18 protein-coding genes are annotated in these 18,754 nt (G+C 53.0%); 16 read left to right on the top strand and 2 right to left on the bottom strand.

All coding sequences use genetic code 11. The features are described 5' to 3' along the window. Positions 1-58: 58 nt before the first annotated feature. The 8 genes from D7Z26_RS00530 to D7Z26_RS00565 all read left to right on the top strand — a co-directional run bounded on the left by D7Z26_RS00530 (position 59) and on the right by D7Z26_RS00565 (position 7,928). The gene (locus D7Z26_RS00530) at positions 59-610 is read left to right on the top strand and encodes an NADPH-dependent FMN reductase (RefSeq protein WP_407643466.1); all 552 of its coding nucleotides are present in this window, start codon (positions 59-61) and stop codon (positions 608-610) included. Positions 611-800: 190 nt separating this feature from the next. Beyond that, positions 801-1,877 carry a D-alanine--D-alanine ligase family protein gene (locus D7Z26_RS00535; protein ID WP_120973751.1) on the top strand — a complete coding sequence of 359 codons (1,077 nt, stop codon included), beginning with the start codon at positions 801-803 and terminating at the stop codon, positions 1,875-1,877. Positions 1,878-1,882: 5 nt separating this feature from the next. After that, positions 1,883-3,277 carry a UDP-N-acetylmuramoyl-tripeptide--D-alanyl-D-alanine ligase gene (locus D7Z26_RS00540; protein ID WP_120973752.1) on the top strand — a complete coding sequence of 465 codons (1,395 nt, stop codon included), beginning with the start codon at positions 1,883-1,885 and terminating at the stop codon, positions 3,275-3,277. Continuing rightward, positions 3,274-4,437 (top strand): alanine racemase, encoded by a 1,164-nt coding sequence (gene alr / locus D7Z26_RS00545; RefSeq protein WP_120973754.1) that lies wholly within the window; start codon positions 3,274-3,276, stop codon positions 4,435-4,437. Before D7Z26_RS00540 ends, alr begins: the two co-directional genes overlap by 4 nt. Before the next feature lie 152 nt (positions 4,438-4,589). Next, entirely contained in the window at positions 4,590-5,051 is a 462-nt protein-coding gene (locus D7Z26_RS00550; RefSeq protein ID WP_233566534.1) for a MarR family winged helix-turn-helix transcriptional regulator, read from the top strand. Continuing rightward, positions 5,048-6,541 (top strand): DHA2 family efflux MFS transporter permease subunit, encoded by a 1,494-nt coding sequence (locus tag D7Z26_RS00555; protein ID WP_158602140.1) that lies wholly within the window; start codon positions 5,048-5,050, stop codon positions 6,539-6,541. Before D7Z26_RS00550 ends, D7Z26_RS00555 begins: the two co-directional genes overlap by 4 nt. A 134-nt stretch (positions 6,542-6,675) precedes the next feature. Next, the gene (locus D7Z26_RS00560; protein WP_120973758.1) at positions 6,676-7,587 is read left to right on the top strand and encodes a glycerophosphodiester phosphodiesterase; all 912 of its coding nucleotides are present in this window, start codon (positions 6,676-6,678) and stop codon (positions 7,585-7,587) included. Between the two features lie 62 nt (positions 7,588-7,649). After that, positions 7,650-7,928: a YqkE family protein gene (locus D7Z26_RS00565; RefSeq protein ID WP_120973760.1), complete on the top strand. Its 279-nt coding sequence runs from the start codon at positions 7,650-7,652 to the stop codon at positions 7,926-7,928. Between the two features lie 9 nt (positions 7,929-7,937). Here the strand turns inward: D7Z26_RS00565 and D7Z26_RS00570 are convergent, their stop codons facing one another. Beyond that, positions 7,938-8,117, bottom strand: coding sequence for a uracil-DNA glycosylase (locus D7Z26_RS00570; protein ID WP_120973762.1), 180 nt, complete (start codon positions 8,115-8,117; stop codon positions 7,938-7,940). Positions 8,118-8,180: 63 nt separating this feature from the next. On the opposite strand from D7Z26_RS00570, the gene D7Z26_RS00575 reads away from it, so the two are divergent. The 7 genes from D7Z26_RS00575 (at position 8,181) to D7Z26_RS00600 (ending at position 16,790) form a co-directional block, all read left to right on the top strand. Then, entirely contained in the window at positions 8,181-9,056 is an 876-nt protein-coding gene (locus D7Z26_RS00575; RefSeq protein ID WP_199731626.1) for a M15 family metallopeptidase, read from the top strand. Positions 9,057-9,148: 92 nt separating this feature from the next. Further along, positions 9,149-9,400 (top strand): GlsB/YeaQ/YmgE family stress response membrane protein, encoded by a 252-nt coding sequence (locus D7Z26_RS00580; RefSeq protein ID WP_120973764.1) that lies wholly within the window; start codon positions 9,149-9,151, stop codon positions 9,398-9,400. A 26-nt stretch (positions 9,401-9,426) separates the two neighbouring features. Then, positions 9,427-9,948, top strand: coding sequence for a GNAT family N-acetyltransferase (locus tag D7Z26_RS00585; protein WP_120973766.1), 522 nt, complete (start codon positions 9,427-9,429; stop codon positions 9,946-9,948). 141 nt (positions 9,949-10,089) lie between these two features. Then, positions 10,090-11,829, top strand: coding sequence for an ABC transporter ATP-binding protein (locus D7Z26_RS00590; protein ID WP_120973768.1), 1,740 nt, complete (start codon positions 10,090-10,092; stop codon positions 11,827-11,829). Positions 11,830-11,849: 20 nt separating this feature from the next. Continuing rightward, entirely contained in the window at positions 11,850-12,527 is a 678-nt protein-coding gene (locus tag D7Z26_RS27645; RefSeq protein WP_233566535.1) for a DEAD/DEAH box helicase, read from the top strand. Then, a complete protein-coding gene (locus D7Z26_RS00595; protein WP_233566536.1) occupies positions 12,485-16,339 on the top strand; it encodes an Lhr family helicase in 3,855 nt (1,284 codons plus the stop codon). The genes D7Z26_RS27645 and D7Z26_RS00595 overlap by 43 nt, the downstream gene beginning before the upstream one ends. A gap of 100 nt (positions 16,340-16,439) precedes the next feature. Beyond that, positions 16,440-16,790 (top strand): PH domain-containing protein, encoded by a 351-nt coding sequence (locus D7Z26_RS00600; protein ID WP_120973770.1) that lies wholly within the window; start codon positions 16,440-16,442, stop codon positions 16,788-16,790. A 103-nt stretch (positions 16,791-16,893) separates the two neighbouring features. Here D7Z26_RS00600 and D7Z26_RS00605 read toward each other — a convergent pair whose 3' ends face one another. Further along, entirely contained in the window at positions 16,894-17,547 is a 654-nt protein-coding gene (locus tag D7Z26_RS00605) for a metal-dependent hydrolase (protein ID WP_120973772.1), read from the bottom strand. Between the two features lie 160 nt (positions 17,548-17,707). On the opposite strand from D7Z26_RS00605, the gene D7Z26_RS00610 reads away from it, so the two are divergent. After that, positions 17,708-18,679, top strand: a complete 972-nt coding sequence (locus tag D7Z26_RS00610; RefSeq protein ID WP_120973774.1) for a ring-cleaving dioxygenase — start codon at positions 17,708-17,710, stop codon at positions 18,677-18,679. The last annotated feature ends 75 nt before the right edge of the window (positions 18,680-18,754 follow it).

Consider the following 18,754-nt stretch of genomic DNA (forward strand, 5'->3'; position numbering starts at 1 on the left):
ATGGTGCTAAAATAGTCGTAGAAAAAGCTGGAATATGATATGGGGAGGTCGTGATCGAATGTTGAAAATCGCCGTAATTATAGGTAGTCTAAGACAGGGCTCCTACAACTTGCAGTTGGCCAACACGATGAAGGAGCGCTACATTAACAAATTGGATCTGGATATCGCCGAAATTCGATCACTTCCGTTTTTCGATCAGGATATCGAGCTGAATCCGCCGCATGCCGTTAAGGAACTGCTAGGAAAAGTAGCGTCCGCGGATGGCGTATTTATCATTACGCCGGAGTATAACTGGTCCGTTCCCGGCGTGCTGAAGAACGCGATCGATTGGTTATCTCGGATAGACAAAGTACTGATCGGCAAACCGGTAATGACCGCCGGCGTATCTCCGGGCATGATGGGAACGATACGCGCCCAGTTGCATTTGCGCGAAATACTGGCAAGCCCGGGAATTCAAGCTAAGCTGCTACCGCCCGCAGGCAACGAAATCTATATTAGCTCGGCAGCCTTGAAATTCGACGAATCGACGCATCGTCTTGTCGACGAGTCGACGTTGCGGTTTATTGACCGCGTCGTGGACAAGTTCATCGAGCTCGTTCGTTCAGCATAACGCCATTTTTACTATATTACGGTTCATCCCATTTCATCATGGAAGCCCGCGCATACGCGGGCTTCTTTTCGTTGTTTAGCTTTCGTTTAGGATTCTTAAGCTTATCTTAAGCATTAATTACGAGCTCCGTTAGCTTTGTTCGTTATCTTATGAAGAGACGAGCAGATAGTCGAGGAGGTTCATTCATTCCATGAAAACGATTTTGTATGTTTTGTACGGCGGCCGATCCCCCGAGCACGAGATTTCCCTTAGAACGGCGCTAACCGTTCTGCAATCGATCGATCTGAGCGAATACGCAACCTATCCGATTCATATCGCCCAAGATGGAACTTGGAGTTCGGCCGGAAAGCTGGAGATTCCGCCGAACGAGCCGGAAAAACTTATTCTGCAACCTCGTTGCGAACGAATTGCAGCTTCTTTAGGAGAGGTGTTGAAAGAACTTCTCTCCTTGGATGGCCCCAAGGTCGTTCTGCCGCTGTTGCACGGTTCCAACGGCGAAGACGGGACGGTTCAAGGGTTAATGGAATTACTCGATATCCCTTATGTCGGCAATGGCGTCCTCGCGTCGGCCGTCGCATTGGACAAGGCGGTCTGTAAAGCATTGCTCGCCCAGGATGGCATACCGGTAACCGAATACGTTGTCTTCACGTTATCCGATTGGGCGAGGGAATCTACGCCGATCTCCCAGAGAATCGCTTCAGAAATCGGGTATCCCGCCTATGTCAAACCGGCTAGCTTGGGCTCGAGCATCGGCATTAGCAGATGCGAAGATGAGGGCGAGCTGGTTTTGGCGATCGAGAACGCGTTCCGATACGACCGCAAGATCGTCGTTGAACGCGAAGTGGTGGGAAGGGAAATTCAAGTTGCGGTTATGGGCAACGATGAGCCGTCGGCCTCATTGCCGGGAGAATTCATTCAGGACAAAGCGTTTTTCGACTTCGACGCGAAATACGTGGACGGACGATTAAAGATGTCCATTCCGGCGGAGCTTCCCGCCGAGTTAACCGAACGGATTCGCTCTTTGGCTGTGCAAGCTTATCGGGCAGTGAACGCTTCCGGACTCGCCCGGGTCGACTTTTTCGTGGAACGGGACGGGGCGTTGTTCGTGAACGAGATCAATTCGTTACCCGGATTCACGAAGTTCAGCATGTATCCCGTCATGTGGGAACGCACGGACGGAACGGCTTACGCGGACCTTATTAGAAGGCTGATCGGATACGCCTTCGAGCGTCACGATTCCAAACAGACCATTCAATATATGAGGTGATCTTGATGATCTTAAGAACGTTGCAACAGGTATCCGAGATGGGCAATACCTCTTTTCCGACAAAAGAGCAGAAAAACGTCGTTATAAACGGCGTATCGATCGATAGTCGTACTTTACGTCAAGGTAATCTCTATATCCCGATCGTAGGAGAGCGGTTTAACGGGCATGCGTTCGTCGATGCCGCGATCGAGAAAGGAGCGTCCGCGGTGTTGTGGAATCGGGAAGAACCGAACCCGCCGTTAGGTCGAATTCCGGTTCTTATGGTCGAAGATACTTTGTTGGCGATACAAGCGCTAGCTCGCTCGTACCGCGAACAGCTGCGAACGACCGTGATCGGAATTACGGGCAGCAACGGTAAAACTTCTACGAAAGATATGCTGGCCGAGTGCTTGAGCTACCGTTTCAAGACAAGAAAAACTACGGGCAATCTAAACAATCATCTCGGCGTGCCGCTAACGCTATTGTCGTTAGAAGAAGATACGGAAATGGCCGTCGTCGAGATGGGGATGTCCGGGCTTGGGGAAATCGAACTGCTATCGGTAATGGCCAAACCGGACATCGCCATCATTACGAATATCGGAGAGGCGCACTTGGGAGATCTGGGTAGCCTGTCTAATATCGCCAAGGCGAAAACGGAAATCGTTGCCGGATTAAAACCAAACGGGATTTTGATCTATAACGGAAATCATATCCTGCTGTCGCGGGCGATCGAAGCGCTGAAGGAGCCGTTCGGTAAATTAACCTTCGGAGAACAACCTTTTCATCATTATTATCCTTCCGATATGGCTTTGGACGAAAAAGGTTCGGCATTTACCGTAGCGCGCCATCCCGGCATCGTCTATTCCATTCCTCTCGCGGGGAAGCATCAAGTCCTTAACGCGCTAGCCGTCATCGCAACGGCATTGGACGTCGGAATGGATGAAGCAACGATTCGCGCAAGTTTGGCAAACGTACGGATTACGGGCATGCGCAACGAGATCGTTCAAGCGGAACGGTTAACCGTCATCGACGATACGTACAAGTCCAATCCGTCCAGTGCGGTCGCTGCGCTCGAGACGCTTTATCTCTGGCCTGCCGGGCGTCAGAAGCTCGCCGTGCTGGGAGATATGCATGATCTGGGGGAGCAGGACGTTAGCTTGCACCATCTCGTGGGAACCTGCGCGGACCCGGAACGTCTGGACTACTTGTTCGTTTTCGGACCGCTTTCTTTGCACACGGCAGATGGAGCATTGCGTAGAATGCCTGCGGATCGAGTGTTTCATTACCTGGATAAGCAGCAAATGACAGCGCATTTGCGGGATATTCTAGAACCCGATGCCGTTGTTCTGATAAAGGCGTCGAGAGCGATGCAAATGGAGGATATCGCGACCGCTCTGACGTCCGAGGGAGTAAAGCGATGAGCGCAACGTCGGCGTACAGGGATACATGGGCGGAAGTGGACCTATCGATTATTCGCGATAATGTAAAAAGCATCAAATCCCGTCTGCCCGCGTCGACGGACTTCATAGCCGTAGTGAAAGCGGACGGTTACGGTCACGGCGGCGCGCAGATTGCCGCTTCCGCGATTCATGCCGGCGCTGACGGTTTGGCGGTCGCCTATTTAAGCGAGGCTTTGCAGCTCAGGCGTCAAGGAGTTACCGCTTCAATCCTAATCATGACGCCTATACGGGTTCAGGATGTTTCATTAGCCATCAAACATCGTCTTGAACTCACAGTGGCGTCCGCGGAATGGCTTTGCGAAGCAATGGCATATGTTCCGAAGTCCTCCAAGAGCAAACTGCGGGTTCATGTGAAGTTCGATACCGGGCTTGGCAGAATCGGCATCCGGGATAAGTCGGAGTGGGATGCTTTGGTTCCTTGCCTGCAAAGAAAAAGTATTATCGTCGAAGGCGTCTATACGCACTTTGCGACCGCAGGTCGTTCGGACGTACGCTTCTTGCGCGAGCAGGCGGCCAAATTCGAAGACATCAAAGCTTGGATTAAGGAAGCCGGAATATCCGTAAGGCGCTATCACTGCGCGAACAGCGTCGCAGCGTTGAGATTCCCCGAGCTTGCCATGGACGGAGTGCGTATCGGCGCCGCGCTCTACGGACTCGTCGGCGACGATTACGCCAAGGCTTACGAATTGAAGCCGGCTCTGAGCTTGCATAGCCGTCTCATCCATGTTAAACGTATCGTCAAAGGACAATCCGTCGGTTATGATGTCGCATATCGAGCGGAAGAAGACGAGTGGATCGGTACCGTCCCGATCGGGTACGCAGACGGCTGGTCGCAGGTTCTGCAAGGATCCGAAATGCTCGTGGGCGGATCAAGAGCGCCGATCGTCGGTAAGATCGGCATGGATCAAGTCATGGTTCGGTTGTCGCGACAATACCCTGTCGGTACGCTAGTGACGTTGATCGGAAGCCAGGGGGCGGAGGAAGTGACCTGCTCGGAGCTCGCTGCCTACCTTAAGAGCGTCCCGCAGGAATTATCCGTATCGCTCGCTTCGAGAATCGGAATGCTGTACAAGGATCGCGATTTGTATGAGAAGATCGAGCACTCCATGGCCCGCGTATAAGCGGGTTTTTTCTGTGCATAGGCGAAAGTTAGTTCAAATTTTTATGTTGTAATTTACATATGTAAACATTGACATAGATTAGAAAAAGGAGTATTTTATTTCGTATGCGAAATGTTCTGTTGCGAATAATAAGGAAAGGGGAGATGAGGGCAGTGAGTCAGAATGAGTGGCAGCAGGCTCAACGATTATTCGCTTCATTCCGGGAAGTGAACCAAGCGTTCCACCAATCCATGATTAGTATGACGCAACGCTTGGGAATTACTCCGGTTCAATATTACGTACTGAAAATAATCGTAGAGCATCCTTGCATCGGTCTTAGCGAATTATCCGAAAAAATTTTTTCCGTGACGAGTACGACAAGCGGCATTGTGGAGAGGTTGGTGCGGGCAGGCTTGATCTATCGAGAAAGACCGGATACCAATCGACGAGCCATTAGTCTGACTTTAACTCCCGAAGGGGAACAATTATGGGGTAGGATCAGCGAGATGAACTTGCACCAGCTGTCCTCCGCTCTCCTGGAATTGTCGCCGGAGGACGCCGAGCATCTGCATCGCGTTCACAAACAGATCGTGAATATTTTTCAGAGACAGAGAGAGGAAGAGAACCGACTATGAGTACCGTAGCATCCACTTTGAGAAGAGGTCCGATCGTCGCTTCATTGCTGATCGGCGCGTTTGTCGCGATCTTGGCCCAGACGTTGCTGAACGTCGCCATGCCGAAAATGATGGACGATCTCGGCATTAGCGCCAATACGATTCAATGGCTTTCTACCGGTTATTTGCTCGTGAACGGCGTGTTGATTCCGGTCAGCGCTTATTTGATCGATCGATTCACGACAAGACAATTGTTTATTACCGCGATAAGCTTATTTACGGCAGGGACGATCTTATGTATGTTCGCGCAGTCTTTCGAGGTCGTGCTTACCGGGCGTCTGATCCAAGCAGCGGGCGCAGGGATTTTGATGCCTCTGATGTCGGTCATATTTTTGACCATTTTCCCGATTCAAGAACGAGGCAAAGCGATGGGGATGATGGGACTGGCGATGATCTTTGCGCCGGCGGTCGGACCTACGTTGTCCGGATGGGTCGTCGAGCACTACGACTGGAGAGTGTTGTTCTACATCATCTTGCCGATATCGCTATTCGCTCTGATCTTCGGTATCATCTCGATGAGAAACGTAACCAAAACATCGTTGCCTAAGCTGGATACGCTGGGAATTATTTTCTCGACGCTTGGCTTCGGCGGCTTGCTCTACGGCTTCAGCGATGCCGGGAACGACGGTTGGAGCAGCCCGCGAGTGGTTACAAGCCTTATCGTTGGCGCGATCTCGCTTATTCTGTTCTTCATCCGCGAGTGGACCGTCGAGAAGCCGATTCTGGAATTCCGCGTATTCAAATACAATATGTACTCGCTGACGACCGTCATAAATATGATCATTACGATGTCGATGTACTCCGGCATGATCCTGCTCCCGATTTATTTGCAGAAAATCCGCGGATTCTCCCCGCTCGATGCAGGCTTGCTCTTGTTGCCGGGCGCGATTCTAATGGGAATCATGTCGCCGATCACGGGAATTATTTTCGATAAAATCGGCGCGAGATGGTTGTCCGTAACGGGTTTGATCATAACGGTTATTACGACTTACGAATTCAGTAAATTAACGATCGACACGACTTATACGCACATGATCCTGATGTATACGCTGAGAATGTTCGGAATGTCCATGCTCATGATGCCAATCCAAACGGCGGGGATGAACCAGCTTCCGCAGCGGCTTAACGCGCATGGTTCGGCAATGTCGCAGACGTTGCGGAACGTCGCCGGCGCGCTCGGTACGGCATTCCTCGTCACGATCATGTCGACTACGGCCGCCAGTCGAATCAAAGATTTGCTGATCTCCGGCAAGATCGCGGAGACGGACAAGGCGGGAATATTGAACGCAACCCAAGAAGGCACGATTTACGGGATCAACCATGCGTTCGTCATCGCCACTTGGATGACCGTAGCGGCTCTCGTGCTTGCGTTCTTCATTAGAAAGGTGAAGACTCACGCCGAGACGATCGCCTCTGCCCAACCGGAGAAAAAAACAGCGACTAACGGTTAATTGTAAATGCAATCTTGATAACAACGGGGACAACCTGATTCAAAAGGGTTGGCCCCGTTTTCGTCGAAGTGGTATCATTATTTACCAAGACATCAAGAACGCGTTTGTCGTAAGACGCGCAACTGGAGGGTACCATGTTCGCGAAGCTGCTACGGAAGACGGAAATTCCCAGACTGTATTTGTACGCGCTCCACGGTATGCTTCTTGTGTCGCTGCTTGGGATAAGCGTATGGTTCATTGGGGGAGAAAATGCCCTCAGCGGCAAAGCTGCCAACCAGAACGGCATTGCCACGATCGCTCATCGAGGAGCATCCGGTTATGCGCCGGAATGCACGCTTGCGTCCTATCGTCTAGGAGTCCGCATGGGCGCAGATTACATCGAGATCGATCTTCAGCAGACGAAAGACGGCGAATTGATCGCGATGCACGACGAGACGGTGAACCGCACGACCGACGGAAGAGGCAAAATTCGCAATATGACGCTGGCGGATATTAAAGCGCTCGACGCGGGTTCTTGGTTTAACGATAAACGCCCCATGTACGCGAGAGAAGAATACGCGAACGAGAAGGTGCCTACGCTTCGCGAAATCTTCGAGACGTTCGGCAAGGACACGCATTATATGCTGGAGACGAAATCTCCCGACGATAATCCGGGCTTGGAAGAAAAAATGTGGGCGCTCGTCCAAGAGTTCGATCTAGCCGACCATATCGCCGTGCAATCGTTCAGCAAGGAAAGCTTGCAGAAGATTCGCGCTTGGGATGACAACGTCGTCTTGTTCCAGTTGCTCTGGTACAACAGACATGCTTTGATTAGCGATGCCAAGTTAAACGACATTCGAAGTTATGCGAATGGAGTCGGAGCTAACTTCCTTCGCATCGACGAGAACTTCGTGCGCAAGGTGAAAGCGGCGGGCTTGCTTATGTTTCCTTACACGGTAAATTACCAAGTTAATATGGATAAGGCATTGTTATGGGGAGCGGACGGCATTCATACCGATTATCCGGACAGGCTCAAAGAAGTGATCGAAGAAGAAAGCAACGCGTAAAGTCCCGAAGACGCGGAAAGACGAAGAAAATGATATACTTGGAGGATTAAGGAGATTGTAAGATGGCCAATAAACCGAAGAAACAACAGAGACAAGCTCATCGGTCCGCTAACGAACAGGCGCAAACCGACAAACCGGTAACTCTTAAGGACTTGCTCGGCGCAAGCACCGTGGCTAAGCTGAAGGAGCAGGCGGAGACGATGAAGCAAGAGGAAGCATCTCGCCTGCAACGCGCGCGTCTCGAGGCGGAAGCCGCTCGGCAAGCCGAGCAGAAGCTGAAGGAGAAGGACTTCGAATACTTGCTGAACAATAGTTCTCAAGACTGGAAGAAGTTCAAATAGGGAAGTTCGTTAGCGCGGAGCTTTGGGCTCGAAGTTGAAGCAAGCTTTGCCCGATGAATTCCGGACGGCAATGCTAGGCATCGTAGGGGATTTGAAGCCGAAGGCTTTGCAGCCTTTCGGAAACTTCGGATCCCAGGTGACGTAGAAGTGACGGCATTTCATGCAGTCGACGCGTTCGTTGTCCGACATTGGATAATCCTCGTTAGAATTTATTATTGATTACTATTATAATCCGAGGAGAGGGGTTATGCTATGTCGGCATTCGCGCGGTTAAAGGCGGGCGCAATGGCGATCGCGGTTTTGACGTTCATGACGATATCGGCAGGCTGCGGAAACGTTCAAGCGAGCGTTGCAGGCGCTACGGCAATTCCTGCAGTCGAAGTCGACGACCACGCCAAGCTCGATACCGTTCAAGAGCCCGCCATCCCAACCCAAGAGGTTATGCCGGTCACGATCGCCCCCGATGCCGCTGAAGCAACGGAGTCGGTTCATGTTTCCGAGATAGCCAATAGAGTTAAGCTACCTGAAAGTTTCGTATACGTGGACGAGGTCGTTCCCGAAGTGCAACTCGAAATCCGTTATGCGAGCGCTTATAACTTCGTAGGCGTTCCGATCGATGGCTATAATGCCCCGATCGCCATCTTAACCAGCCAAGCCGCGACAGCTTTGAAAGCCGTCAACGACGAGTTGGAGAAACAAGGCTACGTGCTTCTCATCTACGATGCGTACCGTCCGCAGAAGGCGGTCGACCAGTTTATCCGATGGTCGAAGGACGCGAAGGACACGAAAATGAAAAAAGTATTTTACCCGGCTATCGATAAGACGAAAGTGTTCAAGCTGGGATACGTGGCATCGAAGTCGGGCCATTCGAGAGGGAGCACCGTCGATCTGACGATCGCGGTCAAGAAGACGGGCAATCCGGTGGACATGGGCAGTCCTTATGATTTCTTCGGCGACATTTCCAGTCACGGGACGAAGCTGATCACCGCCAAGCAAACCGCCAATCGCAACATTCTTAAGAATGCGATGGTCAAGCATGGCTTTGATCCCTATTCTAAAGAATGGTGGCATTACACGTTGGCGAAAGAGCCTTACCCGACTCGTTATTTCGATTTCGATATCGGGTGAGCGAAGTTGGTTAACCTTGAAGCAACGCGGGTAATCTAATTCTAAGCAAAGTAGAGACTCTATTGTCTCGCGCATAGAAGGAGGTTATTCTTATGCATATACTATGGACTCTCATTATCGGCGGCGTTATCGGTTGGCTTGGAGGCCTCATCGCGGGAAGAGACGTTCCAGGCGGCGTAATCGGTAACATCGTCGCGGGACTCGTTGGCGCATGGCTGGGCGGATTGCTGCTTGGCAGCTTCGGTCCTGTCGTCGCGGATTTCGCGCTCGTACCCGCCATTATCGGCGCGATCGTCGTCGTATTGGTGATCAGCGCGATCTTGAGAACCGCCAGACGGGCATAAAGAGAGCAATAACTAGGAGGAGCTTCATGTCTGTGTTTACTAGCGTAGAGAGAGCCGAGCCGGACAACACCCACGAGATTATGCGACTGCTCGTGAATACGGCGGAATGGCTGCTTAGCAAAGGTTCGACCCAATGGAACGCTTTATTGCGGGGAGAAGACTCGCATAATACGCCGGAAGCCGTTAATCGCGGGGAAGTCTACATTTTCCGCGACGACGGGAAAGCGGCGGGGATGGTCATCCTACTGCCCGAGCCTAACGCTTGGGATCGCGACCTCTGGGGAGAACGGACCGATGAGCGGCCCGCGATTTATGTGCATCGCCTGGCAATAAATCGTAATTACTCGGGAAGAGGCGCCGGCCGTCAAATGATGCAGTGGATCGAGACGGCCGTCCCCGCCCTCGGCAGAGACGTCATCAGACTCGACTGTTTGGCGAACAACTCCGTCCTGAACTCCTTTTATAGCGGTTTAGGATACGACTTGATCGGGAACGCTTCGAATTCTTACGGCGCTTTCAACAAGTTCGAGAAAGTCATATCGTCTTAGGACGAAGCCGGACGTTGCCTTTAACGGCAATGCCCGGCTTTTTGCTTGCGCTCTTTCCTTGCCGGATCTTTATCGGTAAGATGGAAAGATCATAGAGGATGCGATGCGTCTTCACGCTTTCATGCTTAAAGGGGATTATCAATGAAACAGTTTCGCTTATATTTACGGTTCGTTAAGCCTTATCGCTGGATGGTCGCGCTCACGTTGCTCATCGGCATGCTCAAGTTCGCGATTCCGCTCGCGGTTCCGCTTTTTCTTCAATACGCGGTGGACGATATATTGCTATCGAACGCATCGCAGGGCGAGAGATTGTCGCGGCTTATGCAATTGGTCGGAATTTCTTTCGTTCTTTTCGTCGTCATCCGTTATCCGATCGAATATTTCCGTCAATATTTCGCCCAGCTAACGACAAGCCGGATTTTGTTCGACTTACGCAACAAGCTTTACGGTCATCTTCAACGGTTGTCGTTACGATTCTACCAGGAACGCAAATCCGGAGAGATCATCTCGAGGATGATTAACGACGTAGAACAAACGAAATCGATCGTCGAGACAGGGATGATGAACGTCTGGCTGGACATGTTCACGCTGACGATCGCGCTAGGGATTATGCTTCATATGAACGCGTGGCTGACGGTTCTGGCCGTTATCATCTTACCGTTCTACGGTCTCGCCGTGGTGAAACTGTATCGGAGGTTGCGGACGTACGCCCGTTCCCGTTCGGCGGCGCTGGCGGACATGCAGGGCTATCTGAACGAGCACGTCGTCGGCATTCCCGTCGTCAAGAGCTTTACGCTCGAGAAATACGAAGAAAAGCAGTTCGGGGCGAAAAACGGCAAGTTCCTCGAAAGAGCTCTCGCGCTCACCCGTTGGAATGCGCTCACGAACGCCATCATCAACACATTGACGGAAGTAGCTCCGCTCATCATTTTATTCGGAGGCGGGTATCTCGTAATCAACAATGAATTGACGGTCGGAGGATTCGTCGCGTTCTATAGTTATCTCGATCGAATGTATACCCCTCTGCGCAGATTGGTTAACGCTTCGACGGAGTTGACCCAAGCTTCCGCTTCCCTTGAACGGGTAATGGAGCTATTGAACGAGCCTCAACACGTCCAAGACGTCAAAGGGGCGAAGGAGCTTGAATTGTCGGCGGGTAGGATCGAATTCAAGGACGTAAGCTTCCGTTACCGCGACGAAACGGAAGACGTATTGAAGCGGATCGACCTGGTGATCGAACCGGGCGAGACGGTCGCGTTCGTCGGAATGAGCGGAGGCGGGAAGTCGAGTTTGATCAGCCTATTGCCGCGATTCTACGACATACGGGAAGGCTGTATCCAGATCGACGGTCAAGATATCTCCCAAGTCACGCAGCATAGTCTGCGCTCGCGAATCGGCATGGTGCTGCAGGACAATATCCTGTTTAGCGGAAGCGTCAGGGAGAACATTATGCTCGGCAACCCGGATGAGTCCGAAGCGAGCATGTTCGAAGCGGCCAGAAGGGCGAACGCGCACGATTTTATTATGGGTTTGCCTAACGGGTACGAGACCGAGATCGGCGAGCGAGGCGTCAAGCTTTCCGGCGGGCAGAAACAGCGGATCGCGATCGCGCGCGTCTTCTTGAAGAATCCAGCCATCTTGGTGCTGGATGAAGCGACATCCGCGCTGGATCTGGAATCCGAGCATCTGATCCAGGAGTCGCTGCAGGCATTGACGAACGATCGGACGACGCTCGTCGTCGCGCACCGGCTCTCAACCATTACCCATGCCAATCAAATCATCGTCATCGAACGTGGGGAAATCGTCGAACGGGGCACTCATGAATCTTTGATGAGCATGGAAGGCGTATACGCAAGGCTATATAACGTACAGAACTTATAACGAAGGAGTCGATCCCCGTCATGGCGCACCAGACGAGCTTGCCGTTTCATCCCGTCCTATCCGATTGGTTCGCCGAGACGTTCGGCGAGCCGACACAAGTGCAGTTGCAGGCGTGGGAATCGATCGGTCGGGGGTGCCACACTCTGATCGCGGCGCCGACAGGGTCCGGCAAGACGTTAGCTGCGCTGCTTCCGTGCTTGAATCGTGTTATTCAGCAGCCGAATAAGCCTTCGCGCCGCGGAGTTCGGATTATTTACATTACTCCGTTGAAGGCTTTGAACAACGACATTCATCATCACGCGTTGCGTTTCGTCGAGCAACTGGAAGTGCGGGCATCCGAACGCGGCGAGGAGTGGCCGGGCGTGCGCAGCGAGGTAAGAACGGGGGATACGAGCCCAAGCAAACGCGCGGCCATATTGCGTAATCCCCCGGAATTGCTCGTGACGACGCCGGAATCGCTGTATTTGCTTCTTACGTCCGACAAGGGACGCTCGATTCTCGAAACCGTCGAGCATGTTATCGTCGACGAGATTCACGATCTCGCCGCGGATAAACGCGGCGCTCATCTATCCTTATCTCTGGAGCGATTAAGCGCGCGGTGTATCGTTCCGCCTCAACGTATTGGCGTATCCGCGACTCAGAAACCGCTGAGAGGGTGGCGCGGTTTCTCGGCGGTTGGGTGCAGGATGGGACGATAGCGGATCGGACGGAAACAACTGATACGACGGATACAATAGAAACGAAAGATAGGACAGGAACGACAGATGTACGTCCTCGTCCGGTCACGATCATCGAGAGCTCGATGATCAAGCGGATGGACGTGCGCATCTCGATGCCCGATCTCAGCAAACCCGCTGCGACGCGGGAGGCAGTGTGGCTGCCATTGCTGGATCGGATCGTTCAAGCAATGGACGGGTGCCGTTCGGTGCTGCTATTCGTCAACAGCAGAAGGCTGTGCGAACGGCTTTGCTTGCGGTTGAACGATCACGTCGGTTACGAGATGGCGCGTTCCCATCACGGAAGCCTGTCCCGCGAACGCCGTCTCGAGGTTGAACGGCTCCTGAAGGAAGGCAATCTCCGCGCGATCGTCGCGACGTCCTCGCTAGAGCTGGGCATTGATGTCGGGCATATCGATCTCGTCATTCAGATCGATTCTCCCCAGGAAGCGGCGAGAGGCATCCAACGGATCGGTCGAGCCGGTCATGCCGTTGGTGAGGCAAGCCGGGGCTTGTTGCTTGCGCGCGGCAAGGCGATCTTGCCCGAGCTTGCGGTACTCGGAAGAGAGATCTCGCAACGCGAGATCGAGCCGATCCGGATCCCGCGCGGTCCGATGGACGTGCTCTCGCAGCAGATCGTCTCCATGGTCGCCATGGACGATTGGGATATTGGGGATCTGCAACTGTTTCTTGGGCGCAGCGACAGCTACCGGGATTTCCCTCGCGATCGACTAGAAGGAATGTTAAAGGTGCTTTCCGGTTTCTATCCTTTCGCCAGACCTCTATTGGACTGGGATCGTGAGACGAACGCGCTGAGGAAACGAAGCAATACAGCGATGGCGGCGGTTACGGGCGTCGGGACGATTCCGCAGAGCGGCAACTATCCCGTTCATCATTTGGATAGCCGCGCCCATCTGGGCGAACTAGACGAAGAATTCATTCAGGAGAGCCGGGTCGGGGACGTGTTCCAGCTCGGGACGAGCTCTTGGATGATCCGGGACATTCGAAACGACAGGGTGTACGTAACCGAGGCGGGCAACAGGTTCAGCGAGATTCCGTTCTGGCGTAACGAAGCGGCTAGCCGTTCATACGAAGCCGGATTGAAGATCGGCGCGTTCCTGAGAGAACTATCCGAGCGAATGGATTGGGGCGATGAAGAGAATACATCCGAGAACGAAACGATTGCCGCTATAGAGCGTTGCCATGAATGGTTGGCCGAGCAATACGGGATGGATCGCGCTGCATCGGATGAGCTTCTCACGTTCGTCCGATCGCAGCATCAAGCCTGCGCGTTGCCCACGGATAAGCAGATCGTCATCGAGCATTACCGCGACGTGATGAATCAGACGCATGTTATTATCCATAATCAATGCGGCCGAACGGTGAACCGCGCATGGTTACTCGCCATCGAACGTCAATTCGAGCTTTTATTGCCATATCGGCTTTACGGCAACGCGAAGGACAATGGCATCGAATTCGTTCTGCCGGAATGGGATGCCTCTTGGCTACAAGTGCTGCAATCGGTTACTCCCGCGAATCTCGAGCTGTTGCTTACCGAGGCGATCACCGGATCGCCTCTGCTCGGAATCGCGTTCCGCAGAATCGCGGAAAATTCTTTGCTCTTGTCCCGAAGCTTCACGAGAACGCCGCTCTGGCAGAAGCGGCTTCGTAGCGAAGAGCTTCTCAAGGGCGCTCTGCCCTACGCGGAGCAGTTTCCGTATTTGCGCGAGGCGATGTCGGAGTGCCTGCATGACTACTTAGGCTATGAGGAGCTACGCAAGACGTTGGAGCAACTCGTAGCAGGAGAAATCTCGATTCTCGTAAAGGAAACGCCCTTTCCTTCGCCGTTCGCGGCGCAATTCATTGCCGATTACGTGAACATGCAAGTGTACGAGGGCGACGGGTTGGACGAGACGACCCGGCTTCAATTGTTGAACGTAAGCAAGGAGCTTGCGGGACAACTGTTCGATACCGCTGCATTCGGAGATGCCGTCGGTCGAGAAGCGTTGGAGGATGAAAGGCGCAAACTGGAGGAACTGGAGCAGCCGCCGAGAAACGCGAACGAGCTGGCGGTATTCCTTAAACGTCGCGGAGATCTGACAGCCGGAGAACTTGCGAAGCTAGCCGGAGAAGCGGCGCTGAGTTGGCTGAAGCAACTGCACGACCAAGGCAAGGCGATTCCGTTGGATCTGTCCGGAGACGGGGAATTGAGATGGATCCCGTCGGATGAGGGAGAAGTGTACGCCGAATTCCCGGCTAACCAGACATCGCTCATGTTCGTGCTCGGAAGATATGTGGACCATGTTATTTCGTTTACCGAAGCCGAGCTATGCGATCGTTATCCTTCGTTAACGCTGACGGATGCCCAGAGGGCGGTAGACTTGATGCTCGATCAAGAGTTGATCGAACGGGCGCCGCATGCCGCGGACGAGCGAGAACGCTTATGGACGAGTTCGAAGGTGGCCTCCCGAATCGTCCGTACCTCGATCCGTCATGCACGTAGCAAGGCAGAGCCGGTCGAACCTTCGCGATGGTGCAGCCAGATCGCGTTTCTGCAGCATGCGCTTCAAGGAACGCAGCAACAGGGAAGCGAGGGACTGCAATCCGTCATCGAACGGTTGCAAGGACTGTTCATCCCGCTCTCCCACTGGGAAACGATTATTTTTCCATCGAGAGTAGCCGGATACCGCAAGGAGCAGCTAGATTTGCTATGCGCTTCAGGGGAAGTATTGTGGCTCGGACGCAAGCAGGATGGCGACCAAGAGGGGAAAATCGCTTTTTTCCTTGCGGAATCCAGATCGTTGTACGAGCCTTTGCTAGCCGATACGATCGTAACCGCGGATCGTCCGACAAGTCATGCTGAACTGCTAGCTTTACTGGCCGAAGGTGGAGCGACCTTCCTGACCCGGTTAAGCCGCGAAATGGACCGTCCGCCTTCCGAGCTGATACCCGATTTGTTGGATCTGGTTTGGGAAGGTCGCGTCGCGAACGATCAATTCGCGCCGATCCGATTACATGCCAACCTTAAAGCCAAGGCCAAGGCCGACTTAGCTAAGACCGGCTCCGGATTGGGAAGATGGTACGCGACGAGCATGCTTCGGGAAGCCGCGGCCGACCTTGGCAAGGCTAATGATTCCGACTCGGCGAAACAATCGCCCGTGTTGAGCTGGACGCATCATTTGTTACGTTCTTATGGGATCATCAATAAGCAGCTTGTCGCGAACAGTTCGCCTTTTTCGTGGGATACGTTCTATCCGGTGCTGCGCAGGCTCGAAGAGTGGGGCGTAGTTACGAGAGGGAAATTCATCGAAGGAGAATCATCGCTACAATTCACGACCCGGGAACATAACGAGACGATCCGTCAACCGCTTCCCGCTAGAATCGGCCAGTCTACTTCGACTACCGTGTTGGCGTCCGTCGATCCGGCTAACCCGTTCGGTTTACTCGTGGATTGGCCACTTGACGCGCAAATCGGTGTAAGCGGTGGAGCATTTGCCCGTAAACCCGGTAATTTCTTAGTGCTGCATGGCGACCGATGGCTGTTCTGGATCGAGAATAACGGAAAGCGGATTTACTCGGTTCCCGAGCCTCCCAGTTCCGATCCTTTGTCGCACGAAGATTTGGTCGGAATCGTTCAGTCGGCGTTGCAGACCATTTTGCGAAGGAGAAATCTCGTCAAAGTCAAAGTGGATTCCTGGAACGGAGAACCGATCATGGAAACGGAAGCCGGCAATCGGTTACTGCGGCTAGGGGGCGAGAAGGATCTTCGTTCGCTTGTCTTCTGGTTGCGGTAGGTAATGCGAAGTACGCGCAACGCCCGATTCCTAGAAGCCAACCATAAGGTTGTAGTGTACAATACAGGTAGCAATCATCCATTTTAAGGGGGCTGTTGAAATGGTGAACGAGAACGTCCTGTGGGAGGGCAAGCCCTTTAACTACGGGTTTCCGAGTTTTACCCGTTATCAGATCACGGAGCGCAGGATCATCGTGGAAAAGGGCATTTTGACGAAGAAGCGCGAAGAAATCCAGCTGTACCGCATTCGGGACATTTCGTTGAAGCGGAATTTACTGGAACGCATCCTGAAGATCGGCGATATAACGGTTCTATCTACGGATACGACTTCCCCGAACTACACGTTAAGAAATATTCGGAATAGCGTCGACATCTCCGATCTGCTCAGCCAATCCGCGGAAGCCGCGAGAATCAAAAACCGTGCTCAAGAGTTAACGGAAGTGCAGGCATAATCGGCAAACGTTACTTACGGGATGGGGCTGCCCCAATAGAGTCGATTTCGACCTTGGAGCAGCCCCGATTCGTTTAGCGCGATTCAATTGAAGTTTTTACAGCTCAAACCCTAAGCTTGATCGACCGTTTATAGATCGGATACAGCCACTTGACGCCGCTTGGCGTGAGCGTATCCGCGAGCAGGTGGGATGCGTAGCCGACAGTCGCGACAAGAGCGATTCCTTCCACGTCGAGCCGTGATTCCAGTCCCGAACCGATCAGGTGCCAAATCGGCAACGCCCAGACGGTATGCGTCATTCCGCGATGGGCTAACCATGGAGCGATGGCGACGAATGCTCCTAAACCCATTAACCATTGCTGATTGGATTTCCAACCGGAGAAAATAAGAGAGCAACCGATGAGGCTAACGAGGGTATTCCGGATGACCCCTTCCTTCGCAACAAGCCCCAAAAGGAATAATGCGACGGCGCAGGTCGAGAATACCGGGTACAGCCGATCTTGCGCAACGTACAAATAGCACAATACGGACATTGGAATAATGCCGCCCCAAAGGGCGAACTCGCGCAATAACTTGGAGAGCTTACCGATTCTAAGCTTGCCGCTAAGAAGATTGGATGGTCCGTCCAAGTCCGCGCTTAAGGCGGAGAATCCGGCAACGGTGACATATGCAGCGGCATGGTCAAAGCTAAACGGATAGTACAAGCAGGCGGCAGCCCCGATGGCGACGCCAATGGCGAGATGAGTCGTACCTTTCATGATTACCTCCGAAGACTGATCGTGATGTTAGATGGGTATGCTAAACCTATCTCCAGTATGCAAACATATGTTTGCCGTATCATTATACGCACTGCAAACAATTGAAACATCGGGCTACGCGCCTATTAATTCATAAGTCAACATAGAAAGGACTCTTCTAATGAACGTAAAAGGAATTCACCATCTGTCCGCGATGACGGGTGACGTAAAAGTAAATTATGAGTTTTACACGGAAACATTAGGAATGCGCCTGGTGAAGAAAACGGTCAACCAGGATGATACGACCGCTTACCATCTTTTCTACGGGGACGAACGGGGCAATCCGGGCACGGAGCTTACGTTTTTCGATTTTCCGGGAATCGGACCTGCCAAGGCGGGAGTTAGCAGCATATCGGGAACGTCTCTGAGGGTGGCGTCGGACGAAGCATTGCGATTCTGGGAGAAGAGATTCGAGAAGCTCGGGGTAAAACACGAAGCGATCTCTGAATTCGCCGGTCGAAACGTCATCTTCTTCGAAGATCCGGAAGGCCAGCAGCTCGCGCTCGTATCCGATGAGAACAATACCGGGGTGGCTGCAGGCACGGCTTGGGAACAGAGTCCGGTTCCGGTTGCCTTTGCCATCATCGGGCTTGGTCCTGTAAGGCTGACCGTGCGCAAGCCGGAATCCACGATCGCGGTACTGGGCTTGCTCGGATTCCGGGAGACGAGCCGCGTTCCGGCACTTGTAGAGGGACAAGAGGATATCGTAATCTTGCAAGTCGGAGAAGGCGGATCGGGAGCGGAAGTGCAAATCGAACCGCGTAACGATATTCCCGTCGCGCAGCAGGGGAAGGGAGGCGTTCATCACGTGGCCTTCCGGGTAGAGGACGAGGAAGAAATCATGGCTTGGCTAGACATTCTCAATCAATTCAGGCTACCGAACTCCGGCTTCGTGGAGCGCTATTACTTCCTTTCTCTGTACTTCCGCGAGCCAAACGGTATCCTGTTCGAGCTGGCAACTGACGGTCCCGGCTTCGCCACGGACGAGCCATTTGAGACGCTCGGCGAGTCGCTTGCGTTGCCGCCGTTCCTGGAATCTCGCCGGCAAGCGATCGAAGCCAATCTTAAACCGCTCGATACGAGCAGGAAGTAATTGGCGTTGTCGCTCGGAGTATCCGTAATGATGTCCAGCAGATAGATACTCAAAAAAACGAACAACTCGCCCGCC

Origin of the sequence: Cohnella endophytica (genome assembly GCF_003628305.1) — a bacterium.
GTDB classification, from domain to species: Bacteria; Bacillota; Bacilli; order Paenibacillales; family Paenibacillaceae; genus Cohnella; species Cohnella endophytica.

What these genes read in the sequence shown, in the direction of transcription:
- D7Z26_RS00580 (WP_120973764.1), top strand. Translation starts at nt 9,149, where the DNA reads ATGCATATACTATGGACTCTCATTATCGGCGGCGTTATCGGTTGGCTT.
- D7Z26_RS00610 (WP_120973774.1), top strand. Translation starts at nt 17,708, where the DNA reads ATGAACGTAAAAGGAATTCACCATCTGTCCGCGATGACGGGTGACGTA.
- alr (WP_120973754.1), top strand. Translation starts at nt 3,274, where the DNA reads ATGAGCGCAACGTCGGCGTACAGGGATACATGGGCGGAAGTGGACCTA.
- D7Z26_RS00535 (WP_120973751.1), top strand. Translation starts at nt 801, where the DNA reads ATGAAAACGATTTTGTATGTTTTGTACGGCGGCCGATCCCCCGAGCAC.
- D7Z26_RS27645 (WP_233566535.1), top strand. Translation starts at nt 11,850, where the DNA reads ATGGCGCACCAGACGAGCTTGCCGTTTCATCCCGTCCTATCCGATTGG.
- D7Z26_RS00585 (WP_120973766.1), top strand. Translation starts at nt 9,427, where the DNA reads ATGTCTGTGTTTACTAGCGTAGAGAGAGCCGAGCCGGACAACACCCAC.
- D7Z26_RS00575 (WP_199731626.1), top strand. Translation starts at nt 8,181, where the DNA reads ATGTCGGCATTCGCGCGGTTAAAGGCGGGCGCAATGGCGATCGCGGTT.
- D7Z26_RS00560 (WP_120973758.1), top strand. Translation starts at nt 6,676, where the DNA reads ATGTTCGCGAAGCTGCTACGGAAGACGGAAATTCCCAGACTGTATTTG.
- D7Z26_RS00530 (WP_407643466.1), top strand. Translation starts at nt 59, where the DNA reads ATGTTGAAAATCGCCGTAATTATAGGTAGTCTAAGACAGGGCTCCTAC.
- D7Z26_RS00565 (WP_120973760.1), top strand. Translation starts at nt 7,650, where the DNA reads ATGGCCAATAAACCGAAGAAACAACAGAGACAAGCTCATCGGTCCGCT.
- D7Z26_RS00600 (WP_120973770.1), top strand. Translation starts at nt 16,440, where the DNA reads ATGGTGAACGAGAACGTCCTGTGGGAGGGCAAGCCCTTTAACTACGGG.
- D7Z26_RS00570 (WP_120973762.1), bottom strand. Translation starts at nt 8,117, where the DNA reads ATGTCGGACAACGAACGCGTCGACTGCATGAAATGCCGTCACTTCTAC.
- D7Z26_RS00605 (WP_120973772.1), bottom strand. Translation starts at nt 17,547, where the DNA reads ATGAAAGGTACGACTCATCTCGCCATTGGCGTCGCCATCGGGGCTGCC.
- D7Z26_RS00555 (WP_158602140.1), top strand. Translation starts at nt 5,048, where the DNA reads ATGAGTACCGTAGCATCCACTTTGAGAAGAGGTCCGATCGTCGCTTCA.
- D7Z26_RS00540 (WP_120973752.1), top strand. Translation starts at nt 1,883, where the DNA reads ATGATCTTAAGAACGTTGCAACAGGTATCCGAGATGGGCAATACCTCT.
- D7Z26_RS00590 (WP_120973768.1), top strand. Translation starts at nt 10,090, where the DNA reads ATGAAACAGTTTCGCTTATATTTACGGTTCGTTAAGCCTTATCGCTGG.